The organism is Streptomyces sp. NPDC045956 (genome assembly GCF_056430705.1).
Genome location: NZ_JBWKKZ010000008.1, coordinates 165,170 through 181,115, shown reverse-complemented (window position 1 = coordinate 181,115; position 15,946 = coordinate 165,170). Strand labels below are relative to the sequence as shown.

The window sequence follows — 15,946 nt, the reverse complement described above, 5'->3', positions numbered from 1 at the left end:
CTCGCTAACAGTTGAATGCATCAACCAGCTTCGGCCCGGGAGCGCGCCTGCCCCCTTCCCCCCGACCCAAACACAACCGTGACCCAGTTCACACGGCCTCCCCCGTGCACCCGCACCGCCTGCGGCATGATGCGAGGCGTGACCGGACGACTGATGCTCCTCGACACCGCCTCCCTCTACTTCCGCGCCTACTTCGGGGTGCCCGACTCGGTGAGGGCCCCCGACGGCACGCCCGTCAACGCCGTGCGCGGCCTCCTCGACTTCATCGACCGCCTGGTGAAGGACCACCGGCCCGACCAGCTGGTCGCCTGCATGGACGCCGACTGGCGACCGCACTGGCGGGTGGAGCTGATCCCCAGCTACAAGGCGCACCGGGTGGCCGAGGAGACCCCGCAGGGCCCGGACACCGAAGAGGTGCCCGACACGCTCTCGCCGCAGGTGCCGGTCATCGAGGCCGTCCTGGACGCCCTCGGCATCGCCCGCGTGGGCGTGGCCGGGTACGAGGCGGACGACGTCATCGGCACCTACACCGCACGGGCGAAGGGCCCGGTCGACATCGTCACCGGCGACCGGGACCTGTACCAGCTGGTCGACGACGCCCGGGGCGTGCGCGTGCTGTACCCGATCAAGGGCGTCGGCACCCTCGCCCTCACCGACGAGGCCGTCCTGCGCGAGAAGTACGGCGTGGACGGCCGCGGGTACGCCGATCTGGCGCTGCTGCGCGGGGACCCGAGCGACGGCCTGCCCGGCGTCGCGGGCATCGGCGAGAAGACGGCGGCCAAGCTGCTGGCCGAGTTCGGCGACCTGGCGGGCATCCAGGCGGCGGTGGACGACCCGGGGGCGAAGCTCACGCCCTCGCAGCGCAAGCGGTTGACCGAGGCGCGGCCGTACCTCGCCGTGGCCCCGAAGGTCGTGCGGGTCGCCGACGACGTCCCGCTGCCGGACGTCGACACGACGCTGCCCGGCGCCCCGCGCGACGCCGGGGCACTGGACACCCTCGCGGCCCGCTGGGGCCTGGGCGGCTCGCTGCAACGGCTGCTGACGACGCTCGCGGCCTGAGCCGGGCCGGCCGTGCGCCCGAGCCGTCGGGGCGCACGGCGAACCGGCCCCCCGGCCTGGGAGACCGCACGCCGCGTCCGGGGTACGCGGGTCCCGGGGGCACCGTCCACGAGGCGGCGAAGAGGGTGGGGATGCTAACTTAGGTAAACCTAAGTCACGATGCCCTCACGTAGGGAGCAGGGAGGCCGTCATGGCAGACCGAGCGGGACGCAAGCCGCGCACGCCGCACACCGCCCAGGTCGTCCGCACCGAGCGGCTGACCCCGCACATGCAGCGGGTGGTGCTCGGCGGTGAAGGGCTCGCCGGGCTCCCGGCGGACACCTGCACCGACCACTACGTGAAGCTGCTGTTCGCCCCCGAGGGCGTGACCTACCCCGAGCCCTTCGACATGGAGCGGATCCGCGAGGAGTTCCCCCGGGACCAGTGGCCGGTGACCCGGACGTACACCGTGCGCCAGTGGGACGCCGAGCACCGCGAGCTGACCCTGGACTTCGTGATCCACGGCGACGAGGGACTGGCCGGCCCCTGGGCGCGGCGCGTCCAGCCGGGCGAGACCGTCCGGTTCATGGGCCCCGGCGGCGCCTACGCCCCCGATCCCGCCGCCGACTGGCACCTGCTCGCCGGTGACGAGAGCGCACTGCCCGCCATCGCGCGGTCCCTGGAGGCGCTGCCCGACGGCACCCGCGCCTTCGCGTTCATCGAGGTCGAGGACGCCGAGGAGGAGCAGAAGATCGACTCCGACGTGGAGGTCGTCTGGCTGCACCGCGGGGGCCGTCCGGTGGGGCAGGCCCTGGTCGAGGCCGTACGCGGCCTGGACTTCCCCGAGGGCCGGGTGCACGCGTTCGTGCACGGCGAGGCGGCCTGCGTGAAGGAGCTGCGCAAGTTGCTGCGGGTGGAGCGTGAGATCCCCCGCGAGGACCTCTCCATCTCCGGCTACTGGCGCCTCGGCCACAACGAGGACGGCTGGCAGGCCTCCAAGCGGGACTGGAACGCCCGTATCGAGGCCGAGCAGGAAGGCGCCGCACCGGCCGCGTGACACCCCGCCGGCACGCACCGCCTCGGCGCGTCCGGCGGTGCGGGCGCGCGGCGTCCGGCGCGCAGGCGTGCGGCGTGTCCGGCCCGCGGGCGTGCGGGCGTGCGGAGAGTCCGGCGCACGCCCGGCGCTCAGTCCCCGCGTACGCGCGCGTGCAGGTGCATGTCGTGCCAGCCGTCGGGATGGAGCAGGGCGCTGCGCTTGGTGCCCTCCAGGGCGAAGCCGGCCTTCCGGGCGACCGCGCAGGAGGCCTCGTTGGCGACGGCGTGGCTGAGTTCCAGGCGCTGGAAGCCGATCCCGTCCAGGGCCCAGCGGGCGAGCGTCCGCGTGGCACGGGCGGCGACGCCCCGGCCGCGGGCCGCAGCCGTCGTCCAGTAGGCGACCTCGGCCACCCCGTCGCCGAGCTGTATCTCCCGCAGCGCGACCCGGCCGAGCAGCCGTTCGCCGGCCGCGTCGGCGACGGCCCACTGGACGGCCCGCTCGTGCTCCCAGGCCTGCTGCCACTCGGCGATCCAGCCGCGCACCTCCTCCTCGGAGTCGGCGGTACGGATGTGCCACTGGTGCATCACCGGGTCCTGGAACGCCGCGTGGACGGCGGGCGCGTCCTCGGCGCGCCAGGGGCGCAGCACCAGTCCGTCGCCGGTGGGAAGGGTGGGCTGCGGGCCACGGGAGAGGGTGCCGACGGGCAGTACCGGGCGGGTCAGATAGGGCATGGCCGCATCCTGCCAAGGCTCCGGACGCCTGGCCCGGCATTTTCCGGTGCCGCCCGCCGCCTCGTACGCTGGCAGACGATGAGACGCCGTACCCCTCCCCCGCCCTCACCCCTTCCGCAGCGCGACGGAATCGATCCGGTGCGGGTGCGGCTGCCCCCGGCCGGACCGTGGGCCACGGTGCGCGAGCACCTGGCCGAGCGGCTCTCCGGTGCGGGCGCCGACGTCGTGGACGGGATGTTCGACGCCGGGCTGTTCGTGGGGGCGGACGGACGGGCGGTGCCTCCCGACGCGCCGTACGAGGCGGGGCTGTTCGTCTGGTTCCACCGCGACCGGCCGGCCGAGGTACCGGTCCCGTTCCCCCTGGAGATCGTCTACCGCGACGAGCACATCGTCGTCGTCGACAAGCCGCACTTCCTGGCCACCACTCCGCGCGGCGGCCACGTCACCGAGACCGCGCTCGCCCGGCTCCGCAGAGAGCTGGGCATCCCGGCGCTCGGCGCCGCGCACCGCCTGGACCGGCTCACCGCCGGCCTCGTCCTGTTCACGGTGCGCCCCGAGGAGCGCGGCGCCTACCAGGGCCTCTTCCGTGACCGGCGGTTGCACAAGGAGTACGAGGCCGTCGCGCCGTACGAACCCGCGCTCGCCCTGCCCCGGACCGTGCGCAGCCGCATCCTCAAGGTGCGCGGGGTGCTGGCCGCACAGGAGGTCGAGGGGGAGCCGAACGCCGTGAGCCGCGTCGAGCTGGTCGCCCACCGTCCGGCTCCGGACGGGGAACTGGGGCGGTACCGGCTGGTGCCCGGCACCGGGCAGACCCACCAGCTGCGCGTCCACATGACCTCGCTCGGCGTGCCGATCCTCGGCGACCCCCTCTACCCCGAGGTGACCGCCGCCGTGCCGGCCGGTGACTTCCGGCGCCCGCTGCAACTGCTGGCGCGGGAACTGGGCTTCACCGATCCGGTCACGGGGCGCGAGCACCGCTTCCGCAGCGCACGGTCCCTCGGCGCCTGGACCGCGTACGGGGACTGGGCGGGCCGTCAGTAACCGCGCCACCAGAGCAGGAAGCGCTGCCAGGCACCGCGCGGCCGGGCAGGCACCGGCTGGGGCTGCGCGGCCGCCACCGACACGGGCTCGGGCGGTCGCGGCGGGGCCTGCGGCGCGGGCCGCTCCTCCGCGCGCGGGGTGCCGACCTGCCAGGCGGTGCGCTGGGCCGGGGCCGGGGCGTGGCTCGGCTGCTGCCTGATGTCCTGCTGCGCCTTGGGCTCGAACCGGACCGGCAGCTCCACCAGGTGCCGCGACGCGATCGACGACCGCCACTGGAGCTCGTCCTCGGCGCAGTCGAGCTGGACGTCCGGCAACCGCATCAGCAGCGCGTCGATGCCGGCGTCGGCGATGGCCCGCCCGATGTCCTGGCCGGGGCACTCGTGCGGGCCGCCGCCGAAGGCGAGGTGCGCGCGGTTGCCCTGCATGCTCGCCGCCAGGTCGGGACGGATGCGCGGGTCGACGTTGCCGGGCGCGATGCCGAGCAGCAGCCCGTCGCCGGCCCGGATGCGCTGGCCGCCCAGCTCGGTGTCCTGCTTGGCGAAGTAGGCGAAGACGGTGCTGAACGGCGGCTCGTCCCACAGGGACTGCTCGACCGCCTCGAACACCGTCATCTGGCCGCCGCTGAGCTGGGCGCGGAAGCCCGGGTGGGTGAGCACCACGCGCAGCACGTTGCTGATGAGGTTGACGGTCGCCTCGTAGGCGGCGAGGAGCACCAGCCGCAGGTGCTCCCTGACCTCGTCGTCGCTGAGCCCGGCCGGGTGGGTGACCAGCCTGCCGGCGATGTCGTCCTCGGGCCGCTCCCGGCGCTCGAGGCTGAGCCGCCCCAGGGACTCCATCAGGTAGGCGTGGCTGGCGATGGCGGTGTCGGTGCCCTTGAGCGTGTCCCGCGCCGCCTCCACCATCCGGTCGTTGTACTCCTCCGGCATGCCGAGGAGGTGGCACATCACCCCCATCGGCAGGTGCTCGGCGAACTGGCCGACGAGGTCGGCGTGGCCCTCCTCGCAGAACCGGTTGACGAGGCGCTGGGTGTGGCGCTTGATGTGGCGGCGCAGTTCCCGGTAGTCGAGGCCGGACATGGCGCCCATGACGGCACCGCGCAGCCGCTTGTGCTCCTCGCCCTCGGCGTGCGAGCAGATGGGCTGCCAGGCGATGTGCGGCATGAGCGGGTGGTCGGGTTTGACCATGCCCTCGTTGAGCGGCGTCCAGATGCGGCTGTCGCGGCAGAACTGGGCGGGTGTGCTCACCATGTGCAGGTTCTCGGCGTGGCCGAGCACCACCCACATCGGCACGTCGTCGTGGAGCAGCGCCGGCGCCACCGGTCCGTGCTGCTCGCGCAGCTTCTCGTACAGTTCCTCCAGGTCGTCCGACTCGTGCAGCCGGTGCAGTCCGCCCGGTCCGAGGCCGTGCGCGGGACAGCCGGGCGGCGGTTCGAGCAGGGGTTCGCCCGTTCCGGTCGGGGAGTGGCGTTCAGGCGTCACAGTGTCGCTCCGCAACAGAAGTATGGGTTCAGGGGTGGGGGTCCGGGTGGGGTCGGCCGCGCCCGGTCAGGTGAGCGCGCCCTTCATGGCGAGGGCGTGCAGGAGGCGCATCAGGGTGAGCAGGACGTCGCGGCTGGAGGCCCGGCGCCGTACGTCGCAGTCGAGGATGGGGATCTCCTCGGGCAGGTCCAGGGCCGTCCGCAGCTCGGCGACGGGGTAACTGGGTGCGTCGGGGAAGGTGTTGACGGCCACCACGAAGGGCACGCCGCGCTCCTCCAGGCGCCCCATGACGTCGAAACTGACCTCCAGGCGGCGGGTGTCGACGAGCACCACCGCGCCGAGGGCGCCTTCGAACAGGCCGTTCCACAGGAACCAGAAGCGCTCCTGGCCGGGCGTGCCGAAGAGGTACAGCACCAGTTCGTCGGTGATGCTGATGCGGCCGAAGTCCATGGCCACCGTGGTGGCCGTCTTGGACGCGGAACCGTAGTTGTCGTCCACCCCGATGCCCGCCTGGGTCATCGTCTCCTCGGTGGTCAGTGGTCTGATCTCACTGACCGAGCCGACCATGGTGGTCTTGCCGACTCCGAAGCCGCCCACGATGACGATCTTCACGGCGGCCTCGGCCGTGTGCGGCAGCCGGTCCTCCGTCCGCGGGCCCGGGACCGTGTCAGAGTTTTTGAAGTCCATGCATCACCGCTTCGAGGAGGGTTCGGTCGGCGACCTTCTGGCGGACGATCGGGGCGCGGGCCTGCACCAGTTCGATGGCCAGGAGGTCGGTGAGCAGCACGGACACCACACTGAACGGCAGGTTCAGGTAGGCCGACAGCTCGGCTACGGACAGCGGGGCGACGCACAGCCGCAGCAGGGCGGCCTGTTCCGGGGTGGCGGACACCGGCGGTTCGGCGCGTGCCACGATGAGCGTCACCAGGTCGAGGTCGGCGCGCTCGCCGCCCCCCTCGCCGCCGATGACGAACAGCCGCTCGGGGTTGGGTGTCGCGCCTTGCTCGGGAGGCGGGTCGGGGGCGGAGGCCGCGGCGGACGGCTGCTGACCCGGGGATCGCCTCTGGCGTCGGGGAGGCGTCATACGGTCTGCCCGTTGCGCCGGGCGGGACTGGTGAGATGGGGTCCGATCCGGGCGACCAGGTCCGCCATGCTGAGGCCCATCCGGCCGGGCTCGCAGCGGACGTCGGAGAGCACGGCGAGGTAGGCGTTGGGGCCCGCGGCCATCAGGTAGAAGTAGCCGCCGTTCATCTCGATCAGGACCATCTTCATGTCGCCGTCGCTGGTCGGGATCTCCTGGGCGACCGCGCCCGCCAGGCTCTGCAGGCCCGCGCAGGCGGCGGCGACCCGGTCGGCCGCGTCCGGGTCGCCGGAGTAGCGCGCGATGCGCAGCCCGTCGGCGGACAGCACCACGATCATCTCGATGCCCGGAACACCGTCGTAGAGATCCTTGAGCATCCAGTCGAACTTGCCTTGCTGCTCGATCACTTGAGGTTCCCCTCGTCGTCGGCCGGGGCATGGGCCGGCTCGTTGCTGCTGGACTGCTGGTGGGCCTGGGTGATGCCCGGGTACTGCTTGAGGCCCTCCCAGAAGGCCCCGATCCAGTGCCCCGGCGGGAGCTGCTCGGTCTCCTCCTGCGCGGGCTCCGGGGCCGCGGGTGCCGGGATGCCCTTGCGGGCCCGCTCGGCGGCCAGCCGGGCCTCGCGCTCGGCGTCCTCCCGCTCCCACTGCGCCTGTTCGGCGAGGCGCTGACTGAGCGGCATCTTGACCCGGCTGCGGCGCTGCGGCAGGCCGCCCGCGGTCCACTCGGTGACCTCGGGAACGTCGTCCTCCAGGGAGACGCCGGCCGGGATACGGGGGCTGGTGGGGCGGCGCTTCTTGGGCCGCCGCTCGGGGCCGGGCAGGGCGTCCGGGCCGGGGGTGGGGATCGAGGTGGCGCCGATGCCGTGGGCGAGTCCGACGCCGGGCTCGGTCGTCATCATCTTGCTCGGCACGATGAGGATGGCCCGGACCCCGCCGTACGCGGAGGCGCGCAGCGAGACGTCCATACCGAACTGCGTGCACAGCCGGCCGACGACGGACAGGCCCAGGCGCGGGTGGTGGGCGAGGTCCTGCACGTCGGTGCCGCGCTTGGCGTCCTCCAGCAGGCCCTCGATGCGGGCCCGGGACTCCTCGCTGAGGCTGACGCCGGCGTCCTCGATCTCGATGCACACGCCGCTCTGCACCTCGGTCGCCGTGACGTGCACCTTGGCGCCGGGCGGCGAGTAGCGGGTGGCGTTGTCGAGGAGCTCCGCCGCGGCGTGGATGACCGGCTCGACGGCGGTGCCCTTGATGTTGACCTTGGCGATGGAGGCCAGGTTGATCCGGCCGTACTGGAGGATCCGGGACATCGCGCCGCGCAGCACGCTGTAGAGCGCCACCGGCTGGGGCCACTGGCGTCCGGGCCGGCCGCCGCCGATGACGGAGATCGAGTCGGCGAGGCGGCCGATCAGCGCGGTGCCGTGGTCGATGCGCAGCAGGTCGTCGAAGACCTCGGGGTTGCGCCCGTGGTCCTCCTCCATCTCGCGGAGTTCCTTGTTCTGCTGGTGGACGATCGCCTGGACGCGTCGGGCGATGTCGACGAAGGAGCGCTCGGCGGACTCGCGCATGGAGTCCTGGTGGTCGACGATGTCGCACACCATCCGGATCAGCTTGCGCTGGGGCTGGCCGAGTTCGACGTAGGCCGGGTTGACCTCGGGGAGGCGGCGCATCACCTCTTCGGGTGTGCTCCCCGTGCGCATGAAGTCCAGGATGTCCGGCAGGACCACCTCGCCGAGGTACACCATCTCCTCGTGGTGGCTCGCCGCCCGGTGTTCCAGATACGCGGTGTGACGGGCGTGCTCGGCACGCAGGGTGCGCAGCGCACGGCCCCGGCGCACCGCCTCCGCCGCCGCCACGATCACCAGCAGCGTGGCGAGGACGCCGCAGAGGCCGACGGCGAGCCGGGCCGGTTCCGTCACCAGGGCGACGGCGGCCCCGGTGGCCGCGGCCATCAGTATGGCCGGCAGCAGGAGCGTGCGCGCGTACGGAAGTTCGCTGCGACCTGGAGGGGAATCGACACTCACCATGTAGGCCCTCTGAAAACGAATCGGCGGGGATGGGGGAGCTTGCGGCGGGGTATCTCTGGGAGTTGTCGGTACCTTCGGTGCATTGGGAACAAGCACGCGAATACACCTCAACTCGGTGCGCTGCGGGCGAGCTTAGTCCGGGGGGATCATCGCCGTGTCATATTCAGCAAGCACCTGAAACGGGCACCGGAGCTGGAGTAGCCTCGGACCCATTTACACGCCCCGACATCATTCGAACACATGGAGTAATGCCCTCCCGGTGTGCGAAGGCGACTCACCGTGACAGGTGAAAGAGGTGTCGCGGGGCCTTGCCCGGGACGCGAAGAGGCCCGGCGGAGAACCGCCGGGCCTCGGATGCGCTTCGGCGCTTCGGTCAGCCCACGGACGAGTAGGCGACCACCCCGCGCAGCAGTTCGTCGACCGCCTTGCGCGCGTTCTTCGGCACCGTCGAGCCCTCCCGGGGCGCGGCGGCCGAGATCTGGCCGAGGACGTCGATGACCTGCTTGCACCAGCGGACGAAGTCACCGGCGGGCATCTCCGCCTCGCGCAGCACCTCGTCCAGGCCCTTGCCGGACGCCCACATGTACGCGGCCCAGGCGAAGCCGAGGTCGGGCTCGCGCTGGCCGACGCCCTCGGTCTGGCTGATCCGGAAGTCCTCCTCCAGGGCGTCCAGGCGACCCCAGATGCGGACGGTCTCGCCGAGCGCGGCCTTGGCCTTGCCGGAGGGCAGCTTCGGAGCCGTGGCGTCGTCGGCGGCCCGCGACTCGTAGACCAGCGCGGAGACGCAGGCGGCCAGCTCGGCCGGAGAGAGCCCCTCCCAGACGCCCTCGCGCAGGCACTCGCTCGCGAGCAGGTCCAGCTCGCCGTAGAGCCGGGCGAGGCGCTTGCCGTGCTCGGTGACCTCGTCGCCGCGCAGGTAGTCCATCTCCGTCAGCAGCGCCACGATCCGGTCGAAGGTGCGGGCGATGGTGTTCGTCCGGCCCTCGATGCGGCGCTCCAGCTGCGAGGTGTCACGCATCAGCCGGTGGTAGCGCTCGGCCCAGCGGGCGTGGTCCTCGCGGTCGTCGCAGCCGTGGCAGGGGTGGGCGCGGATCGCCTTGCGCAGCTGGGCGATCTCCCGGTCGTCGGCTGCCTGGGCGCGCTTCTTGCGGGCGCGCTCCGGCGGGATGTGCCCGGCCTTGGTGCGCAGCGCGGAGGCGAGGTCGCGACGGGACTGCGGCGAGCGCGGGTTGAAGGACTTCGGGATGCGCATCCGCTCCAGGGCCTCGACCGGCACCGGGAAGTCCATCGACGCCAGCCGCTTGACCTGGCGCTCCGCCGTCAGCACCAGCGGGCGGGGCCCGTCGTGGTGCTCGAAGCCGCGGTGGCCGTTGGACCGCCCGGCGGGCAGCCCGGGGTCCAGCACCAGGGCGAGGCCCGCGTACTTGCCGGTGGGGACGTGGATGACGTCGCCGGGCTTGAGCTTCTCCAGCGCGACGGCGGCCTCGGCGCGCCGCTCGTTGGCACCCTGCCGGGCCAGCTCGTTCTCCCGGTCCTTCAGCTCCCGGCGCAGCCGCGCGTACTCCTCGAAGTCGCCGAGATGGCAGGTCATGGAGGCCTTGTAGCCGTCGAGTCCCTCCTCGTTGCGCTGCACCTGCCGGGAGATGCCGACGACCGACTTGTCCGCCTGGAACTGCGCGAAGGACGTCTCCAGCAGCTCCCGGGAGCGGTGCCGGCCGAACTGCTCGACGAGGTTGACCGCCATGTTGTACGACGGCCTGAAGCTGGAGCGCAGCGGGTACGTGCGGGTACCGGCCAGTCCGGCGAGGTGCTCGGGGTTCATGCCGCGCTGCCACAGCACGACGGCGTGGCCCTCGACGTCGATGCCGCGCCGCCCGGCCCGGCCGGTGAGCTGCGTGTACTCGCCGGGGGTGATGTCGGCGTGCTGCTCGCCGTTCCACTTGACGAGCTTCTCGAGCACCACCGAACGGGCGGGCATGTTGATGCCGAGGGCGAGGGTCTCGGTGGCGAAGACGGCCTTCACCAGACCTCGGACGAACAGCTCCTCGACGACCTCCTTGAAGGTCGGCAGCATGCCCGCGTGATGGGCCGCGATGCCCCGCTCCAGGCCCTCCAGCCACTCGTAGTACCCCAGGACGTGCAGGTCCTCGGCCGGGATGGAGGACGTGCGCTCCTCGACGAGGGAACGGACCCGCTCCCGGGCGTCCTCGTCGTTGAGCCGCAGCCCCGCGAAGAGGCACTGCTGGACGGCGGCCTCGCAGGCGGCGCGGCTGAAGATGAAGGTGATCGCGGGCAGCAGCCCCTCGGCGTCGAGCCGCTCGATGACCTCCGGCCGGCTCGGCGTCCAGATGCGGGAGCGCTGCCGGCGCTCGCGCTCCCGGTCGGCCTCCTTCATGGCGCGGCCGCGCCTGCGGTCCTGGTAGGACGGGCGGCTCGCCTCCAGACGCGCCATCCGCGTGAGGTCGGGGTTGACGGCCCTCTTGCGGCCCTCGCCCTCCTCGAACAGGTCGTACATCCGGCGGCCGGCGAGCACGTGCTGGAACAGCGGCACGGGCCGGTGCTCGGAGACGATCACCTGGGTGTCGCCGCGCACGGTGTCGAGCCAGTCGCCGAACTCCTCCGCGTTCGACACGGTCGCCGACAGGGACACCAGGGTCACGGATTCGGGGAGGTGGATGATCACTTCCTCCCACACGGCGCCGCGGAAGCGGTCGGAGAGGTAGTGCACCTCGTCCATGACCACGTACCCGAGACCGAGGAGGGTCTGGGAACCGGCGTACAGCATGTTCCGCAGGACCTCGGTGGTCATCACGACGACCGGGGCGTCGGAGTTCACGCTGTTGTCGCCGGTGAGCAGGCCCACGCGGTCCGCTCCGTAGCGGCGGCACAGGTCGGCGTACTTCTGGTTCGACAGGGCCTTGATGGGTGTCGTGTAGAAGCACTTCTTGCCCTGCTCCAGGGCGAGGTGGACGGCGAACTCGCCGACGATCGTCTTGCCGGAGCCGGTGGGCGCGGCCACCAGCACGCCCTTGCCCGCCTCGAGCGCCTGGCAGGCCTCGATCTGGAAGGGGTCGAGGCCGAAGTCGTACATCTCGCGGAAAGCAGCGAGCGCGGTGGCCTGCTCGGCGGCCCGCTGACGGGCTGCCGCATACCGCTCGGCCGGAGAGAGATCCTCTGTCATCGTGCTTTCGAGCGTACCGGGCCGCACTGACAACAGGACGATCATTATCGGGATCGGTCCTGTGAGGGGTTCCGGGGGAGATTCCGCAGGCCGTGCCGCGGGGCGGCGACGCGCGCCGTCACCGCCCCGGTGTGCCTCAGGTCACGTCGTCGTAGCCGTTGACCCGGTCCTTCGTCGTCTGCTCGGGCAGTGCGCGGGCCGTGGTCACGGGCTCGATCTCACCGATCGCCTCGGGGGTGAGGTCCAGCTCGGAGGCCTCGTCGTCGTCGGGCTCCAGCGCCTCGCGGCGGGCCCTGCGGCGGTCGTTCAGCAGCGAGACGGCGACCGCGACGAAGTACAGGACCCAGATCGGCCCGGCCAGCGCGATCATGGTCAGCGGGTCCGTGCTGGGCGTGGCGATGGCGGCGAACAGCGTGATGCCCATGATCATGCCGCGCCACCAGCCGACCATGCGCTTGCCGGTCAGCACGCCGGTGAAGTTGAGCATCACCAGCAGCAGCGGCAGCTCGAAGGAGAGGCCGAAGACGACCACCATGCGCGTGACGAGGTCGAGCAGGTCGTCCAGCGGGAGGAGGTTGTCGACACCGAACGGCGTGAACTCGATCAGCACCTTCGCGGTGGTGGGCAGCACCACGTAGGCGAAGTAGGCGCCGAAGAGGAAGAGCGGGGCGCCCGTGGCCACGAAGGCGTAGGCGTACTTCTTCTCGCTCCTGTGCAGGCCCGGGGCGACGAACGCCCAGAGCTGGTAGAGCCAGACCGGCGAGGCCAGGACGACGCCGGCCATCAGGGACACCTTCAGCGCCAGTGTGAAGGGGCCCAGCAGACCGTTGATGGTGATCTGCGCGCACGGCTCGGAGTCGGCCGACGACCTGGCCAGCTCTTCGAAGGTCTTCGTGCAGCCGACCGAGTCGAGGACCGGGTCGGTGAAGAAGTTGATGATGTCGTTGTAGAAGAAGGCGGCGACGACGGTGACGGCGACGATGGCCAGCAGCGCCTTCGCGAGCCGGTTGCGGAGCTCACGAAGGTGCTCCGCGAGGGGCATCCGCCCCTCGGGGTCCCTCTCCTTGGTGGTGCGGGCAGACTTCAGCAACCCACGATCCCATCTCGTGCGGCGGGCCGGAGGTCACCGGCCCTGTGTCAGCGCTTGGTCGTGTCCGTCGGCTCGGTGACCGGCCGGGAGCTGGTCACGTCGCCGGGGGCGGCCTGGATGGTGCGCTGTGCCGCGGCCTGCTCGGGGGTGGGCGGGTCGGCGGGGGCGGCGTCGTCGGACTTGCCCTCGCTCTTCATCGCCTTGGCCTCGCTCTTGAGGATGCGCGCCGACTTGCCGAGCGACCGCGCCATGTCCGGAAGCTTCTTCGCGCCGAACAGCAGGATGATGACGACGAGGATGAGAATGATCTCGGGGGCGCCGAGCCTTCCGAACATAAGTCTTTACCTTCTCACCGAGGCGGCTGGGTGGGGGTGCTGTCCGACCGGTCGGACATACGTCCGATCGATCGCCTTGTGCAGCGATCGTAACGCTCCGGGGTAAACGTGAGGCAATCCCCGTGCGTACTCCCGTCCGCGGCCGGGCCTCGTTTTCCGGACCGCGACCAGCAGCGTACCTCCCGGTACCTGTGGGGTGACAGGGCGAAGTGCCCCGAAACGCGACGCGCACGCGTCCGTCCGGCCACCCCCGCGGGTCCTCGCCGGCGCTCAGCGCCTCACAGCGCGTCCACGGCGCGGGCGGCACTCTCGGTCGCGCGCTCCAGGTCGTCGGCGGCCCGTCCGATCCGGCGGGCCGAGTCGGTCACCTGCCGTCCCAGGCGCTCCGCCTCCACGAACACCTGCACGGCGAGCACCGCGAGAACGGCGAGACCCAGGAAACCCACGGCAACCGCGAACATCGGCCAGAACATGGAGTCGAGCCTAGACCGTCGCGCCTCGGGTCCCGAAACGCCGGTACCGGAGCCGCTAGACCCTGGGATGCAGTCGCAGGGTCCTGACCCCGCCGCCCGTCAGCAGTTCCACGACCCGCTCCCCCGCCGGCTTGCGGACCGAGGAGCCGCACTCGGGGCACGTGAACGAGTAGAAGGTGGTGCGGCTCGTGGCGCCGATGGCGAGGCGCAGGGCGCTCGCGGCGAGTTCGAAACGGCCGCGGCAGTCGGGGCAGCCCGCCTTGAACACGACCGGGGACACCCGCCGCATACCGGCGAAGGCGGACGCCGCCGTGATACCCGGCACCGCCGGCCCAGCGGACTCGCTCACAGCGCTCGCTCCTGCCTGTCGTGGTCCCCGGCCCCCGGTCCGTCGTGCACCCCGGCCGCCTCGATCCCGTCGTACGCCGCCAGCGCCTCGCGGGCCACCCGCCGGGCACTGTCGGCCAGCTCGGGCGGGGAGACGATCCGCCCCTCGCGCCCGAGCCGCAGCGCCAGCCGCCGCAGGGACGCCGGGTCGGGGGTGCGCAGGGTGATGCGCAGTCCGCCGTCGGCCAGCTCCTCCGCACTGTCGTGGGGGTAGTACTCGGCGACCCAGCGCCCGCCGGGGCCGACCTCCACCACGACCTCCGGGTCCTCCGCGGCGGGCTGCACCAGGCCTTCGGAGAGGTCCCGCAGCTCCACCTCGGGCGGCGCGGACGGCTCGTCCAGGATGCGGATCTCGGCGACCCGGTCGAGCCGGAAGGTACGCCGGGCCTCGGACCGGCGGCACCAGGCCTCCACGTAGGTGTGCCCCACACTGACCAGCCGGATCGGGTCGATCTCACGCTCGGTCAGCTCGTCGCGCGCCGGTGAGTAGTAGCGGATCCACAACCGGCGGCGCTCGGAGATCGCCCGGTCCACGTCGGCGAAGACACCACCCTCGGACTCGAAGGTGACGGACAGCCGCGAGCTGGCGCCCGCGGCCTCACCGGCCGAGGTCTCCACCTTGGCGGTCGCCCGCAGCAGCGCCTGCCGGTCGCTCTCGCGCAGGCCGGGCAGGGTCGTCACCGCCCGGGCCGCGACGAGCAGCGCGGTGGCCTCGTCCGCGGCCAGCCGCAGCGGCTCGGCGGCGTCCGCCCCGAGGGCGGCGGGGTTGTGCCACCAGATGCGCTCGCCGTCGGTGTCGATGTCCAGCAGGTCACCGCCGCGGAAACTGGTGCCGCACATGGGCAGCACGTCGAGGTCGGAGACCAGCTCGTCCTCGGTGATGCCGAAGGCGCGCGCGACGTCCTCGACGCGGGCGCCGGGGCGCTCCCGCAGATACGTCACCAAAGACAGCATCCGTCGGGTCTGGTCGATGGCGTTCACGGGCCTGACCGGTTTGCCTGCCACTGTGTTGTCCGCTCCCCCTCAGCCCTTGGCCACGGCACGCAGCCGGTCCACCACGTCCGCGCGCAACTCCGCGGGCTCCAGCACCACCACGTCCGGCCCGAACTCCACCAGCCAGGCGTCCAGACCGTGCCCGTACGGGATCTCCAACTCGTCCCAGCCGTCGCCGAGTTCCCGCACCGCCGTGGCCTTCGCCCGAAGGGGGTAGCCCGCGCCCGCGCGCAGCCGGATCCGCGCGGAGCGGTCGGCGGTCTCCCCCGCCCAGCTCGCGACCGTCTCCCGGACGGTGACGACGTCGGGCACGGGGGCGGTGAACCGCGCGCCGCGCGAACGGACCTTGCCGGTGATCCGGGACAGCCGGAAGACCCGCTCGGCGCCGCGGTCGCTGTCGAACCCGGCCAGATACCAGTGACCGCGCCAGCACTCCAGCGCCCAGGGCTCCACGTGCCGGACCTCGGGCTGGGCCGCGTTGGCCTTGCGGTAGTCGAAGACGACCGGACGGCGGTCCCGACAGGCCAGCATCAGCGGCTCGAAGGCGGCCTCGTGCACCGGGATGCGCGGCTCCAGCGCGCTGTGCGCCTCGTACGGGTCGACGTCCTCGGGCAGCCCGGCCGCGCGCAGCTTCTGCAACGCGCCGCTCGCGGCGCCGGCCAGCCTGGCCTGCTGCCACACCTTGGCGGCCAGACCGAGCGCGGCGGCCTCCTCGGCGTCCAGGGTGATGGGCGGCAGGCGGTTGCTGTCGCGGCGGGCCAGATAGCCGACCTCGCCGTCGAGGCTCTCGACGGTCTCGATGACGAGCCCCAGCTCCCGCAGGTCGTCCTTGTCCCGCTCGAACATGCGGTTGAAGGAGTCGTCGGAACCCGCCGTGCCCTGGCCCGACCGGGACGCCTCGACGTAAGCCTCGATGGAGTCACGCAGCTCACGCTTGCTGAGGGGCCGCCGCGTCCCGAGCAGACACAGCGCCAGGTTCATCAGCCGCTCGGCCTTGGCAATGGCCATCGACGCCCTTCTCCCTATGGTGCTTACGACGGATGACCGTACCGCCCC

At 72.2% G+C, this 15,946-nt stretch carries 16 protein-coding genes; 3 read left to right on the top strand and 13 right to left on the bottom strand.

From position 1 onward, the window contains the following. The first annotated feature begins 153 nt into the window (after positions 1–153). Positions 154–1,059 (top strand): 5'-3' exonuclease, encoded by a 906-nt coding sequence (locus AC07FV_RS22270; RefSeq protein WP_479089253.1) that lies wholly within the window; start codon positions 154–156, stop codon positions 1,057–1,059. Between the two features lie 190 nt (positions 1,060–1,249). After that, entirely contained in the window at positions 1,250–2,095 is an 846-nt protein-coding gene (locus AC07FV_RS22265) for a siderophore-interacting protein (protein WP_479089076.1), read from the top strand. A gap of 128 nt (positions 2,096–2,223) precedes the next feature. On the opposite strand, the gene AC07FV_RS22260 is transcribed toward AC07FV_RS22265, so the two are convergent. Beyond that, positions 2,224–2,805, bottom strand: coding sequence for a GNAT family N-acetyltransferase (locus AC07FV_RS22260; RefSeq protein ID WP_479089075.1), 582 nt, complete (start codon positions 2,803–2,805; stop codon positions 2,224–2,226). A 78-nt stretch (positions 2,806–2,883) separates the two neighbouring features. Between AC07FV_RS22260 and AC07FV_RS22255 the strand changes: the two genes are divergently transcribed. Continuing rightward, complete coding sequence (locus AC07FV_RS22255; protein WP_479089074.1) at positions 2,884–3,846, top strand: RluA family pseudouridine synthase; 963 nt, start codon at positions 2,884–2,886, stop codon at positions 3,844–3,846. On the opposite strand, the gene AC07FV_RS22250 is transcribed toward AC07FV_RS22255, so the two are convergent. From AC07FV_RS22250 to AC07FV_RS22195, 12 genes are all read right to left on the bottom strand, one after another. Next, positions 3,840–5,324 carry a cytochrome P450 gene (locus AC07FV_RS22250; protein ID WP_479089073.1) on the bottom strand — a complete coding sequence of 495 codons (1,485 nt, stop codon included), beginning with the start codon at positions 5,322–5,324 and terminating at the stop codon, positions 3,840–3,842. The genes AC07FV_RS22255 and AC07FV_RS22250 overlap by 7 nt on opposite strands. A 66-nt stretch (positions 5,325–5,390) precedes the next feature. Continuing rightward, on the bottom strand, positions 5,391–6,011 hold the full coding sequence (locus tag AC07FV_RS22245) for a GTP-binding protein (RefSeq protein ID WP_479089072.1): 621 nt from the start codon (positions 6,009–6,011) through the stop codon (positions 5,391–5,393). Beyond that, on the bottom strand, positions 5,992–6,408 hold the full coding sequence (locus tag AC07FV_RS22240; protein WP_479089071.1) for a DUF742 domain-containing protein: 417 nt from the start codon (positions 6,406–6,408) through the stop codon (positions 5,992–5,994). The genes AC07FV_RS22245 and AC07FV_RS22240 overlap by 20 nt, the downstream gene beginning before the upstream one ends. Further along, positions 6,405–6,782, bottom strand: a complete 378-nt coding sequence (locus AC07FV_RS22235; protein ID WP_370466402.1) for a roadblock/LC7 domain-containing protein — start codon at positions 6,780–6,782, stop codon at positions 6,405–6,407. The genes AC07FV_RS22240 and AC07FV_RS22235 overlap by 4 nt, the downstream gene beginning before the upstream one ends. A gap of 26 nt (positions 6,783–6,808) precedes the next feature. Continuing rightward, entirely contained in the window at positions 6,809–8,431 is a 1,623-nt protein-coding gene (locus AC07FV_RS22230) for a sensor histidine kinase (protein WP_479089070.1), read from the bottom strand. Between the two features lie 373 nt (positions 8,432–8,804). Continuing rightward, positions 8,805–11,657, bottom strand: a complete 2,853-nt coding sequence (locus AC07FV_RS22225; RefSeq protein ID WP_479089069.1) for a DEAD/DEAH box helicase — start codon at positions 11,655–11,657, stop codon at positions 8,805–8,807. A gap of 91 nt (positions 11,658–11,748) precedes the next feature. Next, the gene (gene tatC / locus AC07FV_RS22220) at positions 11,749–12,702 is read right to left on the bottom strand and encodes a twin-arginine translocase subunit TatC (RefSeq protein ID WP_383646215.1); all 954 of its coding nucleotides are present in this window, start codon (positions 12,700–12,702) and stop codon (positions 11,749–11,751) included. A gap of 47 nt (positions 12,703–12,749) precedes the next feature. Continuing rightward, the gene (gene tatA / locus AC07FV_RS22215; RefSeq protein WP_356605909.1) at positions 12,750–13,037 is read right to left on the bottom strand and encodes a Sec-independent protein translocase subunit TatA; all 288 of its coding nucleotides are present in this window, start codon (positions 13,035–13,037) and stop codon (positions 12,750–12,752) included. A gap of 278 nt (positions 13,038–13,315) precedes the next feature. After that, the gene (locus AC07FV_RS22210; RefSeq protein WP_383646218.1) at positions 13,316–13,510 is read right to left on the bottom strand and encodes a hypothetical protein; all 195 of its coding nucleotides are present in this window, start codon (positions 13,508–13,510) and stop codon (positions 13,316–13,318) included. 55 nt (positions 13,511–13,565) lie between these two features. Then, positions 13,566–13,859 carry a hypothetical protein gene (locus AC07FV_RS22205; protein WP_479089068.1) on the bottom strand — a complete coding sequence of 98 codons (294 nt, stop codon included), beginning with the start codon at positions 13,857–13,859 and terminating at the stop codon, positions 13,566–13,568. After that, on the bottom strand, positions 13,856–14,902 hold the full coding sequence (locus AC07FV_RS22200; RefSeq protein ID WP_479089067.1) for a helix-turn-helix transcriptional regulator: 1,047 nt from the start codon (positions 14,900–14,902) through the stop codon (positions 13,856–13,858). The genes AC07FV_RS22205 and AC07FV_RS22200 overlap by 4 nt, the downstream gene beginning before the upstream one ends. A gap of 18 nt (positions 14,903–14,920) precedes the next feature. Beyond that, positions 14,921–15,898 carry a helix-turn-helix transcriptional regulator gene (locus tag AC07FV_RS22195; protein ID WP_458417382.1) on the bottom strand — a complete coding sequence of 326 codons (978 nt, stop codon included), beginning with the start codon at positions 15,896–15,898 and terminating at the stop codon, positions 14,921–14,923. Positions 15,899–15,946 lie beyond the last annotated feature (48 nt).

Coding starts and splice junctions, on each gene's coding strand:
- tatA (WP_356605909.1), bottom strand. CDS start 13,037: ATGTTCGGAAGGCTCGGCGCCCCCGAGATCATTCTCATCCTCGTCGTC.
- AC07FV_RS22225 (WP_479089069.1), bottom strand. CDS start 11,657: ATGATCGTCCTGTTGTCAGTGCGGCCCGGTACGCTCGAAAGCACGATG.
- AC07FV_RS22230 (WP_479089070.1), bottom strand. CDS start 8,431: ATGGTGAGTGTCGATTCCCCTCCAGGTCGCAGCGAACTTCCGTACGCG.
- AC07FV_RS22255 (WP_479089074.1), top strand. CDS start 2,884: ATGAGACGCCGTACCCCTCCCCCGCCCTCACCCCTTCCGCAGCGCGAC.
- AC07FV_RS22270 (WP_479089253.1), top strand. CDS start 154: ATGCTCCTCGACACCGCCTCCCTCTACTTCCGCGCCTACTTCGGGGTG.
- AC07FV_RS22265 (WP_479089076.1), top strand. CDS start 1,250: ATGGCAGACCGAGCGGGACGCAAGCCGCGCACGCCGCACACCGCCCAG.
- AC07FV_RS22240 (WP_479089071.1), bottom strand. CDS start 6,408: ATGACGCCTCCCCGACGCCAGAGGCGATCCCCGGGTCAGCAGCCGTCC.
- AC07FV_RS22195 (WP_458417382.1), bottom strand. CDS start 15,898: ATGGCCATTGCCAAGGCCGAGCGGCTGATGAACCTGGCGCTGTGTCTG.
- AC07FV_RS22260 (WP_479089075.1), bottom strand. CDS start 2,805: ATGCCCTATCTGACCCGCCCGGTACTGCCCGTCGGCACCCTCTCCCGT.
- AC07FV_RS22210 (WP_383646218.1), bottom strand. CDS start 13,510: ATGTTCTGGCCGATGTTCGCGGTTGCCGTGGGTTTCCTGGGTCTCGCC.
- AC07FV_RS22235 (WP_370466402.1), bottom strand. CDS start 6,782: ATGCTCAAGGATCTCTACGACGGTGTTCCGGGCATCGAGATGATCGTG.
- AC07FV_RS22245 (WP_479089072.1), bottom strand. CDS start 6,011: ATGGACTTCAAAAACTCTGACACGGTCCCGGGCCCGCGGACGGAGGAC.